Genomic DNA, 18670 nt, shown 5'->3' with positions numbered 1-18670 from the left:
GTCTCAAGTCGCCCCCTGGCCTGCCGTTATACTGACAGTGGTGGGCGACGTGGCCGGCATTATTACACGCGCCGCCGCGCTGCCAAGAGGGCTGCTTCGACAGGTTGTATACAATCATGACTGAAATCAATAGTCTCGGCGCACAAAGCGCAATCGCCCCGCAGGCAGCCAAAGCTGCCATGACCGGCGAACTGCTGCGCCTGCTGCAACCGCAGCCCGGGCTGATCGCGCCCGGCGAGACTGCCAAGGCCGAGGTCATGTCGCTGCGCCAGCTTGGCGTCGACTTTCAGTTGCTGCTGCGCCTGACTGCCGCCAACGGTACTCAGACCCAGGTCCAGACCACCGCCAGCCAACCATTGGCTCCGGGCAGCCAGCTGCTGCTGAGCCAGGCCGACAGCAATCGCCTGGCAGTCATGGTGCAGCAGGCCAACGCCAACAATGTCACCACCCTCACCCGCCTCGACACCAGCCAGGTGCCGATCGGTACCCTGCTGCAGGGCAAGGTCCTGAGCAACCAGGCATTGCCAGTCAACCCCGGTGAAACTGCCAGTTTTCGCGCGTTGGTCAGCCTGCTCAACAGCAGCCAGGCCGGCGCCACCCTGAGTATCGAGAGCCCGCGCCCATTGCCGGTGGGCAGCCTGCTCAGCGCTTTGGTGCAGGGCGACCAGTCACTGCGCTTCGTGCCGTTGAGCGGGCGTCAGGATCAGTTGCTGATCAGCCAGCAACTGGCCAACCAGCAGGCTCGGCAAGCTTCGCTGCCCGGTGTGCTCAGCGCATTGCAGCAGCTCGCCAGCGATCCCGACACGGGCAGCCTACTGCGCGCCAGCGCCGAGCGCCTGCTGGCCAGCCTGCCGGATGCGCGTCAGCTCAGCGACCCCAAAGGCGTGGCGCAGGCATTGAGCAACAGTGGTGGTTTTCTTGAGGCGAAGCTGTTGGCCGGCTTGCCTGCAGGTATCGCCCCAGACCTCAAAGCGCAGTTGATCAGGCTGGTTGCGCAGGCGCTGCCGAACGCCGCCAACCCCATGAGCAACCCCACCGTTGCTGCCAATACCTTGGCACAGGTGATGCCCGGCTTCGCCCGCAGTGCACTGGGCATGCTTGACCGGGTCAGCCCCCGACCGCAACCAGGCAGTTTCCCGCTACCGTCACGGCTGCTGCAGAGCCTGGAGCAGGAAGGCGATCTGGAGCAACTGCTGCGTCTGGCTGCGGCTGCCGTGTCGCGCTTGCAGAGCCACGCCCTGAGCAGCCTGCAACAGACCGGTGTGAGCGAAAACGGTAACCTGCAGACCACCTGGCAGGCCGAAATCCCGATCCGCCACGGCCAGGAGTTCATCCCTTTGCAAGCCAAGCTGCAGCGCGAAGAAACCCCGCAGCAACAGGCTGACGGGCAGCGCGAGCAACGCGATCCGCTCGAGTCGTTGTGGCGGATCGAGCTGGCCTTCGACCTGCCGCCGCTCGGCCCGTTGCAGGTGCAGGCGCAGCTCAGCCAAGGCCGCTTGAGCGGGCATCTGTGGGCGGAGCGTGAACAAACTGCAAGGCTGATCGATAGCCAGATCGGCGCCCTGCGCCAGCGCCTGCTGGACCGCGGCCTTGAAGTTGGCGACCTGGAATGCCACCCGGGCATCCCCCCTCAAGGCCCGCGCACCCAGGTGGAACAACGCTGGGTAGACGAAAACGCATGACACAGAAACCACCACGCCAGGCGATTGCCCTGACCTACGACGGCCAGCAGGCCCCTACCCTCAGCGCCAAGGGTGACGATGAGCTGGCTGAGGCGATCCTGGCGATTGCCCGCGAGCATGAGGTGCCGATCTACGAAAATGCCGAGCTGGTACGCCTGCTGGCTCGCCTGGAACTGGGCGAGCAGATCCCCGAGGCGCTGTACCTGACCATCGCCGAAATCATTGCCTTCGCCTGGCAACTGCGCGGCCGTGTGCCGGCAGGCTTCGCCGACGACACTGCAGCGCCCCGCGACGTCACGCCAACGCCGCTGCGCCTGCCCACCGGTGGTAGCGTTACCTGACGCCGTTTACCGCCCCGCTCCACCACCGTGTGCCCCTTCCTCGACAGAAGGGTAACCCCATGAATCCCGCGCCTTCCCCCAGCCCGGCCCTGATCCGCCAGGCGTTGAAAGGTTTACCGCGCCCTGACCTGCTGGCCCAACAGGTACTCACCAACTGGCTCACCTCCCAGGGCGTCGCGCAATCGCCATTGCTGACCGATGTGGTCACTTTCCATTACCGGACCGAACCGGCGGGCGAGGGCCGCGCCAGTACCTGTACCAAAGCGGTAATCACCCAGAAAATGAACATGGTCGAAGCATTGCTCGCCAACTGGCAGGGCGAGTCCGCGGCAGGCTACGGAGGTTTTCACTATGGCGACTGGGCAGGCCTCCCGCCACAGGCCCCATTGACTGTCGTTGAACGACTCGAGCCAATCGACCCGCTATCCAATGCATCGCCTTACCAAGTGTTCAACGCCTTGTACAAGCGCACCGAGCCTCCCCGGTACGCACCGGACACGCGCTTGCCGATACGGGCCGAGGACTTTCAGACCGCTGCCTGGAAGCTGAATTTTCACACCCTGTTCAAACAGCAACTCGACACCTACTGGGAGCAGCACCAAAGCCATTACCGGCGGGCCATTCACATCGCCTTCATTGCCGCCTGCAACCGCCAGGTGGCAGAGGGAAGCCTGTCCGATTCCCAGCGCCGTCTGGTCTGGCGAGCTTGCGGCTTGCTGCCTTACGGCGACCTCAGCGTGTCGTTGCTCAACGTCTACGGTTACACCTCGACCGACATCGTGTACATCAAGCAGGGCACCGGCGTTGAGACCATCCTGTACATCCCCGGCAACTCGTCGCCATTTCATGCGTTCCCCGACGCGCAAGCCATGAAGCACTGGTTTGCACGCCAGTGCCAGGCCCCAGACAAACGCAGGGCAATGCTGGGGCACTTCGCCCGCGCCGACTGGCCCGACGGCCTGGATTTCAGCGGCCTGCGCACGGCTTTGACGGGGCTGGGCATGTACCCGGTCGCACATCGCTTCAGCTCCCATCACCCAGGCTTTGCCACCAGCGGCTATTGGGACCCGCAAGAGATCATCGATTTCCGCCCAGACACCTATTCCCCTCCGATCACCAGTGACCTTTTCGAGCATCTGACCTTGCAGCGCAAGCAGCGCACTTATGCCGATGCGGACAGCCAGATCACCAGCAACCACGAGATCGACAAGTCCCGCTGGGGCAACTACCTCACGCTGGTGACCGGCCTGCTGGCGCCTTTGGTCGTCGTCCTGCCCGAGCTTGCGCCGTTGCTGGTGATCGGCGGCCTGGTCCAGTTCAGCCTGGGCCTCGACCAGGCAATCAATGGCAAGAGCCTGGAGATCAGGGATGCTGGTGTCGCCAACCAGGCATTCGGCTTGTTCAACGCCGTGCCCGTGGCCGGGCAGGGCTTAGCCAGCGAGGCAGCGGTGTTTCGATGCTCACGTCCAGGATTCTTCAGCTCCGCGCGCCTTGCGGATCTGCTGGACGCCCCTGTCGGCGCGGCGCCTGTTGCCCAGGCGAGCGATTCGGTGGAGCTGGCATTCCGGGATCAGGCGGTCTTGTCCTCGAGCCTCGCGGCCGTGGTGACGCGCGTCGACGAAAACCTCGAGCACCGCTTCATGGCATGGCTGCAGACGCCCAAGGGCGTGGTCGGTGATTGGGTCGAGTATGAGTTTGCCAGCGACAGCTTCGTCCGCGCCCGAGACGCGCACATGATCGCTCCGCTGCGCTGGCGGCTCGCCGATGGCCACAACACAGCCCTGACCCTGTCCACCCAGCGGCATATCGCCACCGACGCCCAGCGCACCAGCACCCTTCGGGCATTGGGTATCGACCTGGAGGTGCCCATTGACTACGCGCCTTATGAGCAGCTGCAATGCACGCCGATCCCTCGGCTGATCAGTAGCGTCTGGCTCGGCGACAGTGTGTTGCATGGCGAATTCCTCGAAGCGCTGGTGCATAACACGCGGGTGGCCCTCATCAGTGGCTACCGCTACCAGATACTGCTTTCGCAAAACGCCCCCCAGGTGTTTCAGCGCAATATGCAGCTGCTGCGCGCGCGAGCGGTGGGCGCACAGTTGCTGCCGCTGGAAACTCAAGGCTTCTTCCAGGCATTCACCCAGTCAGCCTATTACCCGCAATACCTGGCCGCCATCGCCGGCAATGGCGGACGCGGCCGCAACCTTGCCTCCGCTTGCGACATCCTGCGCTACCGCTTGCTCAAGCACTATGGTGGGCTCTACCTGGATGCCGACGATCGGTTGCTGGACGCCAGCAGCGGCCAGTTCAGCCCACCCCTGGCCAACCTGACACTCGAGACCACAGAGGATGGTCTGCTCCTCTCGCCACCGGTGTCGAACGACCAGTTGGGCATGTACGTCAAATTCAACAGCAGCATGATTGGCAGCCACCCGGATAACCCGACGCTGGACGCAATTTCCGAAGAAATCCTGCGCCGCTACGGCCTGGAACCCAACTTCTACAACAGCCGCCCAGACCCCCGCCAGGCGCCGCTGCTGTTCCGGGCCTATGCCCGACGCCTGAGTCAGTTGACCGGCCCAGCAGTGCTCAATGACGTAGTTGACCAACAACTGCCGCGACTCAAAGAGCTGCGGGAAATCTGTCATCTGCTGATGTCCCCGGTCTACGACATCCATGCAACGCTGAACCTGCGCCTGTTCCATGCAGTGCTGCAGCAGCATGTTCCACTTGACCGGGTTGCTCGCATTGGCCGCGAGCACAGTTGGGCCCACACCTGAGCCATCCACGGGCGGTTCGTTAGAGCCGGCCTGTTTTGGCCGAGGTACGCGAGTCCTGCGATGCACCTACATAAATAGTGCCATCCCTACCTGCACGCAGGTCACCTTTGCCAGCCCTTACGGACTCAAAGGTGACCTCCATGACAACCCAGTACATCAATGCCAAGGGCACTCAATTCGTGCGCGACAGCCTTGTCGGTTTTCCACGCCCGGACCGCGCGGCAGCCGCCGCCATACGTCAGTGGGCCCACGAACAGTCCATAGAACTGGACCCCGACCGCGTCGACGCGGTCACCCTGCACTATCAGTTCAGCCCCAAGCTCGGCTGGATTGCGATCGTCGCGCAACAAATGACCCTGACCCAGTCCGTCCTCTCGAACTGGCATGGCGAATCGGCCAACAACTGGCTGGGGGCTGCGTTCAGTGCCCCTTGGGCCGGCGAACTGCCCGAAGGGCCTCTGACCATTGTCCAAACGCTGCGCGAGCGCAGCCTGTTTGACTACCATGCCCCCTACAGCATCTACAACGGGCTGTTCAGGCACAGCGACCAGCCGCTATACAACGCAGATACGCATGTAGCGCTGGCGGCCGAGCAATTCCAGTCGTTCATCTGGGGCCTGGACTTGCAGGTGCAGTACAAGTCGATGCTCGACAGTTACTGGGATGCCAATCTGGAACGCTACCGTGTCAGCGCAAAGATCAACTTCCTCGCCGCATGCAACAAGCAAATCACCGAGGGCAGTCTGAGTGATGCCGGCAGACAGCTGGCCTGGCAGGCGTGCGGCGTGCTGGCTTCATCGCCGACGGCGCCCAGTAACGGCAAAACCAGCAGCAAACCGAGGCTGCGCGCCAGGTGGCTGAATGTATATGGCTACCGCGCCACTGACCTGCTGTGCCTGCACGACGCCGTCAGCGGCCTGGTCTTGCTCTATATTGCGGGTAACGCCTCGCCCCTGCACGAATTCCGCGACAAACAGGCCATGTTGGACTGGTTTGCCAGCCAGTGCCGCGACCCTCGCACGCGCGATGCCTTGCAGGACCATTTCGCCCTGGCCGATCACGAAGACGGTTTGAGTTACAGCGGCCTTCACACCGCACTATGCGGCCTGGGCAGCTACCCAGCCCCCTACCACCTCGACAGCAACCGCCCCGGATTCACGGCGCAAGGCATCTGGCCCCCACAGGACTACATCAACTACAAGGCCAAGGAATATAGCCCCCTGATCGAAGGCGACCTGTTCCTTTCCCTTGCCAGGCGGCAGAAACAGCGCAGTTACCAAGACGCACACTTCATCATCACCAGTGACAGCGAGGTGACCAAGGCCAAATGGCGCGGCTACTTGAACTCAGCAATCAACCTGCTGGCTCCCTTGGCCCTGGTGGTGCCCGAACTGGCACCGCTGTTCGCCCTCGGCGGCATCGCGCAGTTTGGCCTGGGTCTGGACCAGGCCATCCACGCCAGGAACGTCCGACAAAGCGCCGAAGGCATCAGCATGTCGGTCTTCGGGGTGCTCAATGCAGCACCGCTGGTGACTGCCGGACTGTCCAGGGCACCTGTGCTGCTGCGCTTCAAGAGTGACGACTTTGTGGTCCCCAGCAGGGTCAACGAACAGATCGGCTACCCTTTGAGCCCCATCAATCCACCGCATCTGGCGCTGGCCGATGTGGCGGATTTTTTCCAGACCCCGGACCCTATTGCACCTCTGCCCGGTGGCGACGACTCTGTGGCCGGAGCAGTGATCAGGACCCCTCGCTACGACGGTTCGCCCGACCTGCTCACGGCGATGATCGGCGGTTATCAAGCGGATCTGTTCTATGACATGGAGGCCGATGCCTTTGGCCTGGAGAGCGACCTCAATGAGGTTGAGCGCACCTGCTACATCGCAGCGCCGGGCTCGCTCAATCTGGTCGAGGTGGATGCCCGAACGCGGCAGGTTACCGATAAGATGCGCATGGCGACCCTGCGTGCATTGGGCGTCGATCTGAACCTGCCCTTCGTTCTACCGGCCATACGCACCGATGGACTGCGACCCATCCCTAAACAAGTCCTGAATCTCTGGGTGGGCGACAAGGTGATCGAGCAAAGCCTGATCGACAATATCGCCCGCAACGCCCGTACACTGCAGAACACTCAGTATGTTCATCGCCTGTATCTCTCCAGGGCCGAGCCGGCTGCCTTCCAGGCCAACCTTCGGCTGTTGACGGAGCATGCACCCGGGGTAGAGGTACTGCCCCTTGAGGACCAGCCGTTCTATAAGCGCTTCAGCGAGAGCGCCAACTTCGCCCAATACCAGGCGGCGATTCACGGCAACGGTGGAGTGGGGAGCAATTTTTCGTCGGCCTCGGACGTTTTGCGCTATGCCCTGCTGGATCAGGAGGGTGGCCTGTACATGGACGTCGACGACACCCTGCTGGCGCCTGGCGAGTACCCTGTGTTAATCGACGGCGCTCCCAGGGGCATGCCGGGAGAGCACCTGGATGACGTGGCACTCGCCACCACTGCAAATGGACTGCTGCTGCACCCGGCGGTATCAAATGAAAGATTAGGCATGAACTGCCTGTACAACGGCAGCCTGGTAGGCAGCCATGCAGATAACCCGACGCTCAGGGCAATCCTCGAAGAAATGCAGGCGCGCTTCCAGCAAGAGCCTGGCTTCTACAACAGCAGGCCCTCCCTGCAAACCGACCCGCAAGCTTTCTATGAATATGCCCAGTCCCTGAGCCGCCTCACCGGGCCGAAGTTGCTCACCGACGTGGTCGACCGGCTGTTGCCTGAACTCGGCGTGATGCGTCAGATCATCAACCTGTATGCGTTCCCTCGCACCAACTCCTGGCAGTTCGTCAGCCTCCCCGAGTTTGACGCAGTGCAACGGCAGCTGCTTCCACTCAACCGCATAGCCAGGATCGGCGGATACAATTCTTGGGCCAGGCCCTGAGCGGCAGGCTCAGCAAGCACCTGCTGCCTCAGGTCCGATGCCAGCCAGGCAAGCGATTTGGCGCCGCTGTGCGGCCCATCGCCGGCAAGCCGGCTCCCATAGGGTGGAGTGTGTGCCGCATCTCACAAAGTTGGGCTGTGACAGTTCTTGAGGCCTGCGCTGCATCTCCCAACGAGTGGAATGCCGCAGTCCTTGAGCCCTGCGCCGTACCTGTGGGAGCTGGCTTGCCAGGGCTGGGCTGCGCAGCAGCCCTGATTACGCCAACCGACGGCACTAACCCCAGGGCGCCTTTTCACGCTACTCGCTACGATGCAACTTGCGCATCAGCTCGGCCTCGGCCTGGGTCAAACCACAGGTCTGAGTCAGCTCGCTGACACTGGCGCCCATGCCAACCAGCTTGGCCGCCTGGGAAAAGGTCACATCATTGGGATCGCGCTGCTCCAGTTGTTGCAGCTTGTCCGGCAACGGCGCGACCACAGCGCGCAATTCATGGATCGCCTCGCCCATGCGCACCGTGCCGTTCTGGTAATCGTCCACCCGCTTGGCCAGCTCCTTGATGCGCTGGTCACGCACGGCATCACCTTGAGCCTGTTGCGCAGCCAGCTCACGCTGGCGCTTGCTGTAATTGAGAAAAAACCACAGGCTCAGCGCCCAAAGCAGCGCCAGGAAGATGACAGCAGCTTCGAAAATCAACTCAGATATTCTCCAGCTCTGACCATTCTTCCTCGGTCATCATCTTGTCCAGCTCGACCAGGATCAACAGCTCGCCGTTCTTGTTGCACACGCCCTGGATGAACTTGGCCGACTCTTCGTTACCCACGTTCGGCGCGGTTTCGATTTCCGACTGACGCAGGTAAACCACTTCGGCAACGCTGTCGACCAGAATGCCGACCACTTGCTTGTCGGCTTCGATGATCACCACACGAGTATTGTCGGTGACCTCGGTCGGCACCAGGCCAAAGCGCTGGCGGGTGTCGATCACGGTGACGACGTTGCCGCGCAGGTTGATGATGCCCAGCACATAGCTCGGCGCACCCGGCACTGGCGCGATCTCGGTGTAACGCAGAACTTCCTGCACCTGCATGACGTTGATGCCGTAGGACTCGTTGTCCAGACGGAAGGTAACCCACTGCAGAATCGGATCTTCAGAACCCTGTGCGGACGACTTTTTCATTCCCCTACCCTCAAATGCCGCCAGCGGCGGTGTGCTCGGTGCGGCCGTGGCCGCGAATTATTGGTGTTTGGCGTGCATCTGCTTGACGGCGCCGCTGGCGATCAACTCGGCCAGTTCAGCGACGTCGAGCAACGCACACATGTGTTCGATGACCGTGCCAGCCAGCCAGGGCCGCTGCCCGCGCTGACTACGCCACTTGATCTCGTTGGGGTCCAGGCGCAACGAGCGGCTGACCTGATGCACCGCCAGCCCCCATTCGTAGCCCTGCACCGAAATCACGTACTGCAAGCCCTGGCGGAAGTCGTCGCGGTAGCGATCGGGCATCACCCAACGCGCCGTATCGAGTACCTTGAGGTTGCCCGCCTGGCAGGTGAGGATGCCCAGGAACCAGTCCGGCTGACCGAACAGTGGGGTCAGCTCCTGCCCGGCCAGGGTGTAGATCGAGCCCAGGCACACCAGCGGCACCGCGAGGGTCAGCCCGGCTACATCGAACAACAGGCATTCGAACGGCTCCGCGGCCCAGGCCGGACGACCATCGCTGGTCGTAGGCGGCGTCGGCACATTGGCTGCCGGCAAGTGCACTTCGACCAGCGGCGCGGCCGGCTCAGGTGCTTCGACCTCGGTCAGCAACGGAATGCTCGCCTCCGCCACCACGGTAGTCTCGACAACGCTGAGCAGCGGTTCTGGCGCTACCACAGCAGGGGCCAGCACGGTCGGCAGTAGCTTGGCCTGCGGCTCGGCAAACGGCCTGGCGCCAGCTACGTCGACAACAGCAGCCTTGCGCTGGGCATCACGTGCCTGCTCTTCGCGCACGGCGGCTTCGAAGTCGCTGCTTGGCGCCTCCTCGACCACTACCGCTGGCAGGTCAAGGTCGAACGGCTCGGTAGCCTCCTGCAACAGGCCATCGAGGTAACTCTGCAAGGCCAGTTGCGGTTTGCTGGCAAGCTGTTGCGCGTGTTTCATCAGGCCACCTGCAATGCGGGTTTGTAGGTGAGCATATGTTTGAGCAAGGCCCGATAGGCCACTACGCCGCGGCTCTTGCCATCGAACTGCGATGGCGTGACCCCGGCCCGGCTGGCATCGCGCAGGCGCGTGTCGACCGGGATATAGCCCTGCCAGACGCTGTCGGCATAGGTATCACGCAGCACCTTGAGGGTGCCCAGTGATGCCTGGGTGCGACGGTCGAACAGGGTCGGCACGATCTGATACGGCAGCGCCTGCTTGCGCGAGCGGTTGATCATCGCCAAGGTGCCGACCATGCGCTCCAGGCCTTTGACGGCGAGGAACTCGGTCTGCACCGGGATCACTAACTGCTGGCTGGCCGCCAACGCGTTAACCATCAGCACGCCGAGCAACGGCGGGCTGTCGATCAGGGCAAAGTCGAAATCCTGCCACAGCTGCGCCAGACTCTTGGCGATCACCAAGCCCAGGCCACTCTGGCCCGGCGACTGTCGCTCGAGCACCGCCAGCGCTGTGCTCGACGGCAGCAGGGAGATACGTTCGTGGCTGGTCGGCAGCAGCAACTGCCCCGGCAAGCCCTCGGGCACCGTGCCCTTGTGCAGGAACAGGTCGTAGCAGCTGTGCTCCAGCGCATCCGGGTTATGCCCGAAATAGCTGGTCATAGAGCCGTGCGGGTCGAGATCGACAACGACCACGCGCTTGCCCGCATCGGCCAGCAAGCCGGCCAGGGCGATGGTTGTGGTGGTCTTGCCGACGCCACCTTTTTGATTGGCTACTGCCCAGACTCTCATGGTGCGCTGCTTCCTCCCGGTATGGCCGCCTGCCCTCCCGGGAACGGTGTGAAATTCTGTGACGGGGATTTGACGGGGCTAGCCCCCTCCCGCCGCTACTGCGCTTGGCGGTGCACTTTGTGTGCCAGCCCGGCGCATCGCCGCATCCGGGGTTGCATTGGCGCTGCCGGTTGCGGTCAGGCTGCGGCGTACTTCCAGGTTGCGCGAAATCACCAGCACGACCCGTCGATTGCGCGCACGGCCTTCGGCCGTATCGTTGCTGGCGACCGGTTGATACTCGCCATAGCCGACCGAGGCCATGCGCCCGGGATTGACGCCGTTCATGGCCAACAGGCGGACGATACTGGCCGCACGCGAGGCCGACAGTTCCCAGTTGGTCGGGTACTGCGCAGTGCGGATCGGCAGGTTGTCGGTAAAGCCCTCGACGTGCACCGGGTTGGCGAACGGCTTGAGGATATTCGCCACCTTCTCGATGATCGCGAATGCAGCGTCGCTGGGCATGGCATCGCCACTGCCAAACAACAGCGCCGAATTGAGCTCAACCTCGACCCACAGTTCGTTGCCGCGCACGGTCATCTGGTTGGAGCTGATCAAATCGCCGAAAGCGCTGCGCACATCATCGCTGATGGTCTGCAGCGGGTCGGCGCTGGTCTGGCCGAGGCCCGCATCGGTCTGCTCGCTGTCTTTGATCAACGGCTCGGCTGGCTTGATGCTGAGCGGCTGTTCTTCGCCGATCGGGATGGCCCGCATGGCCCGCTCAGGGTCATTGAACACGCCGAGCAAGGCCTGCGAGACGACCTTGTACTTGCCCTCGTTGATCGAAGAGATCGAATACATGACCACGAAAAAAGCAAACAGCAGCGTGATGAAGTCGGCGTACGACACCAGCCAGCGCTCGTGATTCTCGGGTTCTTCGGTATGGCGACGGCGACGCATGGCTTACTCCATGAAGCCTTGCAGCTTCAGCTCGATCGAGCGTGGGTTTTCGCCTTCGGCGATCGACAGCAGGCCTTCGAGGAGCATCTCGCGGTAGCGTGACTGACGCATGACGATGGCTTTGAGCTTGTTGGCGACCGGCAGCAGGATCAAGTTGGCACTGGCCACGCCATAGATGGTGGCGACAAACGCCACGGCGATGCCGTTGCCCAGTTGGGACGGGTCGGCCAGGTTGCCCATGACATGGATCAGGCCCATCACAGCACCGATGATGCCGATGGTCGGCGCATAGCCGCCCATGCTTTCGAACACTTTTGCCGCCTGGATATCGCGGCTTTCCTGGGTCAGAAAATCCACCTCGAGGATGCTCCGGATAGCCTCCGGCTCGGCGCCGTCGACCAGCAGTTGCAAGCCCTTGCGCGCATACGGATCAGGCTCGCCGTCAGCTACGCCTTCCAGGCCGAGCAGGCCCTCCTTGCGTGCGGTCAGGCTCCAGTTGACTACCCGATCGATACCACCGGCCAGGTCGACCCGCGGCGGGAAGATGATCCAGCGAGCGATCTGCAGCGCACGCTTGAACGACGGCAGCGGTGCCTGCAGCATGGCCGCGCCGAGGGTGCCGCCGAGCACGATCAACGCAGCTGGCGCGTTGAGCAGCGCACCGACATGCCCGCCCTCGAGGAAGTTGCCGCCGACAATGGCGACGAAAGCGAGGATCAGGCCGATCAGGCTGAGTACGTCCATCAGACGCAGGCCTCGACCAGGTGCCTGCCGATATCGTCGAGGCTGTACACCGCATCAGCCAGGTTGGCCTTGACGATGGCCATGGGCATGCCATAGATCACGCAGCTGGCTTCGTCCTGCGCCCACACCGTGCTACCGCCCTGCTTGAGCAGGCGCGCACCTTCACGGCCATCCGCGCCCATGCCGGTAAGTACTACCGACAGGACCTTGTCACCGTAGGACTTGGCCGCCGAGCCGAAGGTGATATCCACACATGGTTTGTAGTTGAGGCGCTCGTCGCCCGGCAGGATTTTCACCATGCCGCGGCCATCGACCATCATCTGCTTGCCGCCAGGCGCCAGCAGCGCCAGACCTGGGCGCAGCATGTCGCCGTCTTCAGCTTCCTTGACGTTGATCCGGCAGAGCTTGTCGAGGCGTTCGGCAAAAGCCTTGGTGAACGCCGCGGGCATGTGCTGGATCAACACGATCGGTGCCGGGAAGTTGGCGGGCAGTTGCGTCAGGACACGCTGCAGCGCAACCGGGCCACCGGTCGAGGTGCCGATCGCCACCAGCTTGTAGGGCTTGCGCTTAGGCGCCGGCGAATGCGCCGCAGCAGGCGCTGCCGGGCTACGCACGGGAGCAGGCGTCGGAGTGCGCGCTGCAGGTGTGTGGCCAAGGCTGCTGGCCGGTGCAGGGCTGCTCGCGGCTGGCGCGGGCGCCGGTGCGGCATAGCTGCTCAGGCGGCGGTTGCTGCGCGAGATGGTATGTACCTTCTCGCAGAGCATCTGTTTGACCTTTTCTGGGTTACGCGAAATGTCTTCGAAGTTTTTCGGCAGGTAGTCGACCGCCCCGGCATCCAGCGCGTCGAGGGTTACCCGGGCGCCTTCATGGGTCAGCGACGAGAACATCAACACCGGCGTCGGGCAGCGCTGCATGATGTGCCGCACCGCGGTGATGCCGTCCATCATGGGCATTTCATAGTCCATGGTGATGACATCGGGCTTGAGCGACAGCGCCTGGTCGATTGCTTCCTTGCCATTGGTCGCGGTACCCACAACCTGGATCGTCGGGTCGGACGAGAGAATTTCCGAAACGCGCCGGCGGAAGAAACCGGAATCATCCACCACCAGGACCTTGACTGCCATAAACACTCCATTAGATGGCGCAACCGCGAGGCTGCGCCACCGAAAATCAATAACGCTTGGCGGCGTAACGCTTGAGCATGCTCGGGACGTCGAGGATCAACGCAATCCGGCCATCGCCAGTGATCGTCGCGCCAGACATGCCCGGGGTGCCCTGCAGCATCTTGCCCAGCGGCTTGATCACCACCTCTTCCTGGCCGACCAGCTGGTCGACCACAAAGCCGATGCGCTGGGTGCCGACCGAGAGGATCACCACATGGCCCTCGTGCTGCTCTTCATGCACCTGGCCCTGGACCAGCCAGCGCTTGAGGTAGAACAGCGGCAGCGCCTTGTCGCGGACGATGACCACTTCCTGGCCGTCGACGACATTGGTGCGCGACAGGTCGAGGTGGAAGATCTCGTTGACGTTGACCAGCGGGAAGGCAAACGCCTGGTTGGCCAGCATCACCATCAGGGTCGGCATGATCGCCAGGGTCAGCGGCACCTTGATGACGATCTTCGAACCCTGGCCCTTGGCCGAGTAGATGTTGATCGAGCCGTTGAGCTGGGAAATCTTGGTTTTCACCACGTCCATGCCGACGCCGCGGCCGGACACGTCGGAAATCTCGGTCTTGGTCGAGAAGCCCGGGGCAAAGATCAGGTTGTAGCAGTCCGATTCGCTCAGGCGCTCGGCGGCGTCCTTGTCCATCAGGCCTTTTTCCACGGCCTTGGCACGCAGCACGTTGGGGTCCATGCCTTTGCCGTCGTCCGAGATCGACAGCAGGATATGGTCACCTTCCTGTTCGGCCGACAGCACCACCTTGCCGGTGCGAGCCTTGCCTGAGGCGTCGCGCTCGTCGGGCATTTCGATGCCGTGGTCGACCGCGTTGCGCACCAAGTGGACCAACGGGTCGGCCAGAGCCTCGACGAGGTTCTTGTCGAGGTCGGTTTCTTCGCCGACCAGCTCCAGATTGATTTCCTTCTTGAGCTGGCGGGCAAGGTCGCGAACCAGTCGCGGGAACCGCCCGAAGACTTTCTTGATCGGCTGCATGCGGGTCTTCATCACCGCAGTCTGCAGGTCGGCCGTGACCACATCGAGGTTGGACACAGCCTTGGACATGGCTTCGTCGCCGCTGTTCAGGCCCAGGCGCACCAGCCGGTTACGCACCAGCACCAGCTCGCCAACCATGTTCATGATCTCATCCAGCCGCGCGGTGTCGACGCGTACGGTCGTCTCGGCTTCGCTGGCGTGCTTTTCTGCGGGCGCTGCTGGCGCTGGCGCACGTGCCGGGGCCGCTGGCGCAGGCTTGGCAGCTGCTGCGGGTGCAGCAGGCTTGGGCGCAGCTTTCACCTCAGCCTTGGCTGCTGCCGGCGCAACGGCCACAGCAGCCGCTTCGGCAGCGTCGGTCGAGAACTTGCCTTTGCCGTGCAGCTCATCGAGCAGCGCTTCGAACTCGTGCTCGCTGATTTCGTCGCCGCTGGCAGCCGGCGCGGGGCTGGCTGCAGCCTCGGCAACCGCAGCAGTCGGCAGCGCATCGGCAGCGAAGGTGCCCTTGCCATGCAACTGGTCGAGCAATGCTTCGAATTCGTCGTCGGTAATCTCGTCACCGGCCGGCGCTGGCACGACAGCCTCGGGAGCGACCGTGGCCGCCTCGACCGAGAACTGGCCCTTGCCGTGCAGTTGATCGAGCAGAGATTCGAATTCGGCGTCGGTGATTTCATCCGACTCGGCGCTGGCTGCACCTGGCTGCGGCTGTTCAGCAGCCTCGGCCTCGGCCTTGACCGCATCGAGCGAGTCGAGCAGTTGTTCGAACTCGGTGTCGGTGATGTCTTCCTCGACCACCGCTGGCTCAGGCTCGACCACCGCGGCAGGCGCGGGCGCCGCACCCGGCTCGGCCAGACGCGACAGCGCTGCCAGCAACTCGCGGGAAGCCGGGGTCACCTCGGTGCGTTCGCGCACCTGGCCGAACATGCTGTTGACCGAATCCAGCGCTTCCAGAACCACGTCCATCAGCTCGGCGTCGACCCTGCGCTCACCTTTGCGCAGGATGTCGAAGACGTTCTCGGCAATGTGGCAGCACTCCACCAGCTCATTGAGCTGGAGGAAGCCGGCGCCCCCTTTTACAGTGTGAAAACCGCGGAAAATCGCATTGAGCAGGTCGGCATCATCCGGTCGGCTTTCCAGCTCGACCAATTGCTCGGACAACAACTCAAGAATTTCCCCGGCTTCTACCAGGAAATCCTGAAGGATTTCTTCATCGGCGCCGAAGCTCATTAAACGTGCTCCCTAAAAACCAAGGCTGGACAGCAGATCGTCGACATCGTCCTGACCGGACACAACGTCTTCACGCTTATCGGCATGAATCTGCGGACCTTCACCCCGAGTCGGATGTTTTTCTTGATCTTTTTCAGCACGCAACTGATCGTGGTCATGTTCGATACCGGCAAAGCGGTCGACTTGACTGGCCATCAGCACGAGCTTGAGCAGATTGCTTTCTACTTCAGTGACCAACGCGGTGACGCGTTTGATCACCTGCCCGGTCAGGTCCTGATAGTCCTGAGCCAGCAAGATGTCATTGAGGTGCCCGGACACCTTGCGGTTGCTCTCGGCACTGTGCGTCAGGAAACTGTCGACTCGTTTGACCAGATCGCGAAACTCCGGCGCGGCCACTTCACGGCGCATGAAGCGCTGCCAGTCAGTGCTCAGCGCCTGGGCCTCACCGGCCAGGTCGTTGAGTACCGGGGTGCTCGCTTCGACCAGGTCCATGGTGCGGTTGGCGGCACCCTCGGTCAGCTTGACCACGTAGGACAAACGCTCGGTGGCATCGGTGATCTGCGAGACTTCCTCAGCCTGCGGCATTGCCGGGTCGATCTGGAAACTGACGATCGCACTGTGCAGCTCGCGGGTCAGTTTGCCGACTTCCTGGTACAGGCCACGGTCGCGTGTCTGATTGAGCTGATGAATCAGCTGCACCGCATCGCCAAACCGGCCGCGCTCAAGGCTCTCGACCAGTTCCTGAGCGTGCTTCTTCAGGGTGTTTTCAAACTCACCCAAAGAGTTGTTGTTAGAGTCCATGGCGCCCCCTGGCGTGATTTAGCTATTCACGCGTTCGAAGATCTTTTCGATCTTCTCTTTGAGCACCTGGGCGGTGAACGGCTTGACCACGTAACCATTGACGCCGGCCTGGGCCGCTTCGATGATCTGATCACGCTTGGCTTCGGCAGTTACCATCAGCACCGGCAGATGCTTGAGACGCTCATCGGCACGCACTTTGCGCAGCAGGTCGATGCCGGACATGCCGGGCATGTTCCAGTCGGTGACGAGGAAGTCAAAGTGGCCGCTTTCGAGCATCGGCATGGCGGTCAGGCCATCGTCGGCTTCCTGGGTATTGGTGAAGCCCAGATCACGCAAGAGGTTCTTGATGATCCGCCGCATCGTCGAAAAGTCGTCAACGATGAGGATTTTCATGTCTTTGTTCAATTAGACCTCCAAGCAGTCTTAAACGCGCTCGGCCCCGAGCGCGCATTCAATCAATTCGGTACACCGTCAAAACGACTGCAGCGACCCCGGTTTCAACGCGCTCGCCATTCACCCAGCCGGCTGCGCAGACGTGCCGCGCATTGGCTGTGCAGCTGGCTGACACGCGACTCGCTGACCCCCAGCACCTCACCGATTTCTTTGAGGTTGAGCTCTTCGTCGTAGTACAGCGCCAGCACCAACCGCTCGCGTTCCGGCAGGTTGGCGATCGCATCGGTCAACGCCGTCTGGAAGCGTTCTTCTTCCAGATCCCGCGACGGTTCGACCTGCGCACTGGCGCCATCCTCGTGCAGACCTTCATGTTCGCCGTCCTGCAACAGGTCGTCAAAACTGAACAGTCGGCTGCCCAGGGTATCGTTCAGAATCCCGTAATAATCATCGAGACCTAATTGGAGTTCGGCAGCAACCTCGTGATCTTTAGCGTCGCGACCGGTTCTTGCTTCAACAGCGCGCATCGCGTCGCTGACCATACGGGTATTGCGGTGCACCGAACGTGGCGCCCAGTCACCCTTGCGGACCTCGTCGAGCATGGCGCCACGGATGCGGATACCGGCGTAGGTTTCAAAGCTGGCGCCCTTGCTGGCATCGTATTTGTTGGACACTTCGAGCAGGCCGATCATGCCGGCCTGGATCAGATCCTCGACCTGCACGTTGGCCGGCAAGCGCGCCAGCAGGTGGTAAGCGATGCGCTTGACCAGCGGCGCGTAACGCTCGACCAACTCGTACTGGGCGTCCTTGGAAGCCTTGCTGTACATCTGAAAACCGCTTGCACTCATAGCACTGGTCCCGCACTGGTGGGCTGCACCAGGCGCTCGACGAAGAACTCCAGATGCCCACGAGGGTTGGCAGGCAGCGGCCAGCTATCGACCTTCTGCGCGATGGCCTTGAACGCCAGCGCACACTTGGAGCGAGGGAAGGCTTCGTAAACTGCACGCTGCTTCTGCACCGCCTTGCGCACGCATTCGTCGTACGGCACGGCGCCGACGTATTGTAGTGCGACGTCAAGGAAGCGGTCCGTGACCTTGGTCAACTTGGCGAACAGGTTGCGCCCTTCCTGCGGGCTCTGGGCCATGTTGGCAAGGACGCGGAAACGGTTCATGCCATAGTCGCGATTGAGCAGTTTGATCAGCGCGTAGGCGTCGGTGATCGAGGTCGGCTCGTCGCACACCACCAGCAGCACTTCCTGCGCGGCGCGGACAAAGCTCACCACCGAATCGCCGATACCGGCAGCGGTGTCGATGACCAGCACGTCGAGGTTGTCGCCAATCTCGCTGAAGGCCTGGATCAGCCCGGCGTGTTGCGCCGGCTGCAGGTGGACCATGCTCTGGGTGCCCGAGGCGGCCGGCACGATGCGTACCCCGCCAGGCCCCTGCAGGAGCACGTCGCGCAACTCGCAGCGGCCTTCGATAACGTCGGCCAGGGTGTGCTTGGGCGTCAGCCCCAGCAGCACGTCGACGTTGGCCAGACCCAGATCGGCGTCCAGCAACATGACCCGGCGGCCGAGTTCGGCCAACGCCAGGGACAGGTTGACTGAAACGTTGGTCTTGCCGACGCCACCTTTGCCACCGGTCACGGCGATAACCTGTACGGGATGCATGCTACCCATATTTGTTCTTTACCTTGTCGCGCTTGAACCGAGGCCACATGGAGGGCTGTGATTAAAGCCCTTGCTGTAGGTACTTTGCATT

Annotated in this window: 16 protein-coding genes; 4 read left to right on the top strand and 12 right to left on the bottom strand. The window is 62.5% G+C overall.

Annotated features, from left to right (window positions below; translation table 11 throughout):
- The first annotated feature begins 116 nt into the window (after window positions 1–116).
- From CXQ80_RS07195 to CXQ80_RS07180, 4 genes are all read left to right on the top strand, one after another.
- Window positions 117–1682 carry a flagellar hook-length control protein FliK gene (locus tag CXQ80_RS07195; protein WP_101317913.1) on the top strand — a complete coding sequence of 522 codons (1566 nt, stop codon included), beginning with the start codon at window positions 117–119 and terminating at the stop codon, window positions 1680–1682.
- On the top strand, window positions 1679–2023 hold the full coding sequence (locus tag CXQ80_RS07190; RefSeq protein ID WP_101317911.1) for an EscU/YscU/HrcU family type III secretion system export apparatus switch protein: 345 nt from the start codon (window positions 1679–1681) through the stop codon (window positions 2021–2023). The genes CXQ80_RS07195 and CXQ80_RS07190 overlap by 4 nt, the downstream gene beginning before the upstream one ends.
- 59 nt (window positions 2024–2082) lie before the next feature.
- Window positions 2083–4803, top strand: a complete 2721-nt coding sequence (locus tag CXQ80_RS07185) for a dermonecrotic toxin domain-containing protein (RefSeq protein ID WP_101317909.1) — start codon at window positions 2083–2085, stop codon at window positions 4801–4803.
- A gap of 140 nt (window positions 4804–4943) precedes the next feature.
- Window positions 4944–7739, top strand: coding sequence for a dermonecrotic toxin domain-containing protein (locus tag CXQ80_RS07180; protein WP_101317907.1), 2796 nt, complete (start codon window positions 4944–4946; stop codon window positions 7737–7739).
- Between the two features lie 297 nt (window positions 7740–8036).
- Here CXQ80_RS07180 and CXQ80_RS07175 read toward each other — a convergent pair whose 3' ends face one another.
- The 12 genes from CXQ80_RS07175 to fleN all read right to left on the bottom strand — a co-directional run bounded on the left by CXQ80_RS07175 (window position 8037) and on the right by fleN (window position 18588).
- On the bottom strand, window positions 8037–8432 hold the full coding sequence (locus tag CXQ80_RS07175; protein WP_101317905.1) for a DUF2802 domain-containing protein: 396 nt from the start codon (window positions 8430–8432) through the stop codon (window positions 8037–8039).
- Between the two features lies 1 nt (window position 8433).
- Window positions 8434–8913 carry a chemotaxis protein CheW gene (locus CXQ80_RS07170; protein ID WP_101317903.1) on the bottom strand — a complete coding sequence of 160 codons (480 nt, stop codon included), beginning with the start codon at window positions 8911–8913 and terminating at the stop codon, window positions 8434–8436.
- A gap of 57 nt (window positions 8914–8970) precedes the next feature.
- Complete coding sequence (locus tag CXQ80_RS07165) at window positions 8971–9876, bottom strand: CheW domain-containing protein (protein WP_101317901.1); 906 nt, start codon at window positions 9874–9876, stop codon at window positions 8971–8973.
- Complete coding sequence (locus CXQ80_RS07160; RefSeq protein ID WP_101317899.1) at window positions 9876–10664, bottom strand: ParA family protein; 789 nt, start codon at window positions 10662–10664, stop codon at window positions 9876–9878. The genes CXQ80_RS07165 and CXQ80_RS07160 overlap by 1 nt, the downstream gene beginning before the upstream one ends.
- A 78-nt stretch (window positions 10665–10742) precedes the next feature.
- Window positions 10743–11600 (bottom strand): flagellar motor protein MotD, encoded by an 858-nt coding sequence (gene motD / locus CXQ80_RS07155; RefSeq protein WP_101317897.1) that lies wholly within the window; start codon window positions 11598–11600, stop codon window positions 10743–10745.
- Between the two features lie 3 nt (window positions 11601–11603).
- Window positions 11604–12344 (bottom strand): flagellar motor protein, encoded by a 741-nt coding sequence (locus tag CXQ80_RS07150; RefSeq protein WP_101317895.1) that lies wholly within the window; start codon window positions 12342–12344, stop codon window positions 11604–11606.
- A complete protein-coding gene (locus CXQ80_RS07145) occupies window positions 12344–13468 on the bottom strand; it encodes a chemotaxis response regulator protein-glutamate methylesterase (protein WP_101317893.1) in 1125 nt (374 codons plus the stop codon). Before CXQ80_RS07145 ends, CXQ80_RS07150 begins: the two co-directional genes overlap by 1 nt.
- Window positions 13469–13514: 46 nt before the next feature.
- Entirely contained in the window at window positions 13515–15719 is a 2205-nt protein-coding gene (locus CXQ80_RS07140) for a chemotaxis protein CheA (RefSeq protein ID WP_101317891.1), read from the bottom strand.
- Between the two features lie 12 nt (window positions 15720–15731).
- Window positions 15732–16520 (bottom strand): protein phosphatase CheZ, encoded by a 789-nt coding sequence (locus CXQ80_RS07135; protein ID WP_101317889.1) that lies wholly within the window; start codon window positions 16518–16520, stop codon window positions 15732–15734.
- 18 nt (window positions 16521–16538) lie between these two features.
- Window positions 16539–16913, bottom strand: coding sequence for a chemotaxis response regulator CheY (locus CXQ80_RS07130; RefSeq protein WP_178080754.1), 375 nt, complete (start codon window positions 16911–16913; stop codon window positions 16539–16541).
- A 104-nt stretch (window positions 16914–17017) separates the two neighbouring features.
- Entirely contained in the window at window positions 17018–17758 is a 741-nt protein-coding gene (gene fliA / locus CXQ80_RS07125; protein WP_101317885.1) for an RNA polymerase sigma factor FliA, read from the bottom strand.
- On the bottom strand, window positions 17755–18588 hold the full coding sequence (gene fleN / locus CXQ80_RS07120) for a flagellar synthesis regulator FleN (protein WP_101317883.1): 834 nt from the start codon (window positions 18586–18588) through the stop codon (window positions 17755–17757). Before fleN ends, fliA begins: the two co-directional genes overlap by 4 nt.
- Between the last annotated feature and the right edge of the window lie 82 nt (window positions 18589–18670).

It is taken from the genome of Pseudomonas sp. 02C 26 (genome assembly GCF_002843585.1).
GTDB classification, from domain to species: Bacteria; Pseudomonadota; Gammaproteobacteria; order Pseudomonadales; family Pseudomonadaceae; genus Aquipseudomonas; species Aquipseudomonas shirazensis.
This window is presented reverse-complemented; position numbering and strand designations above follow the sequence as displayed.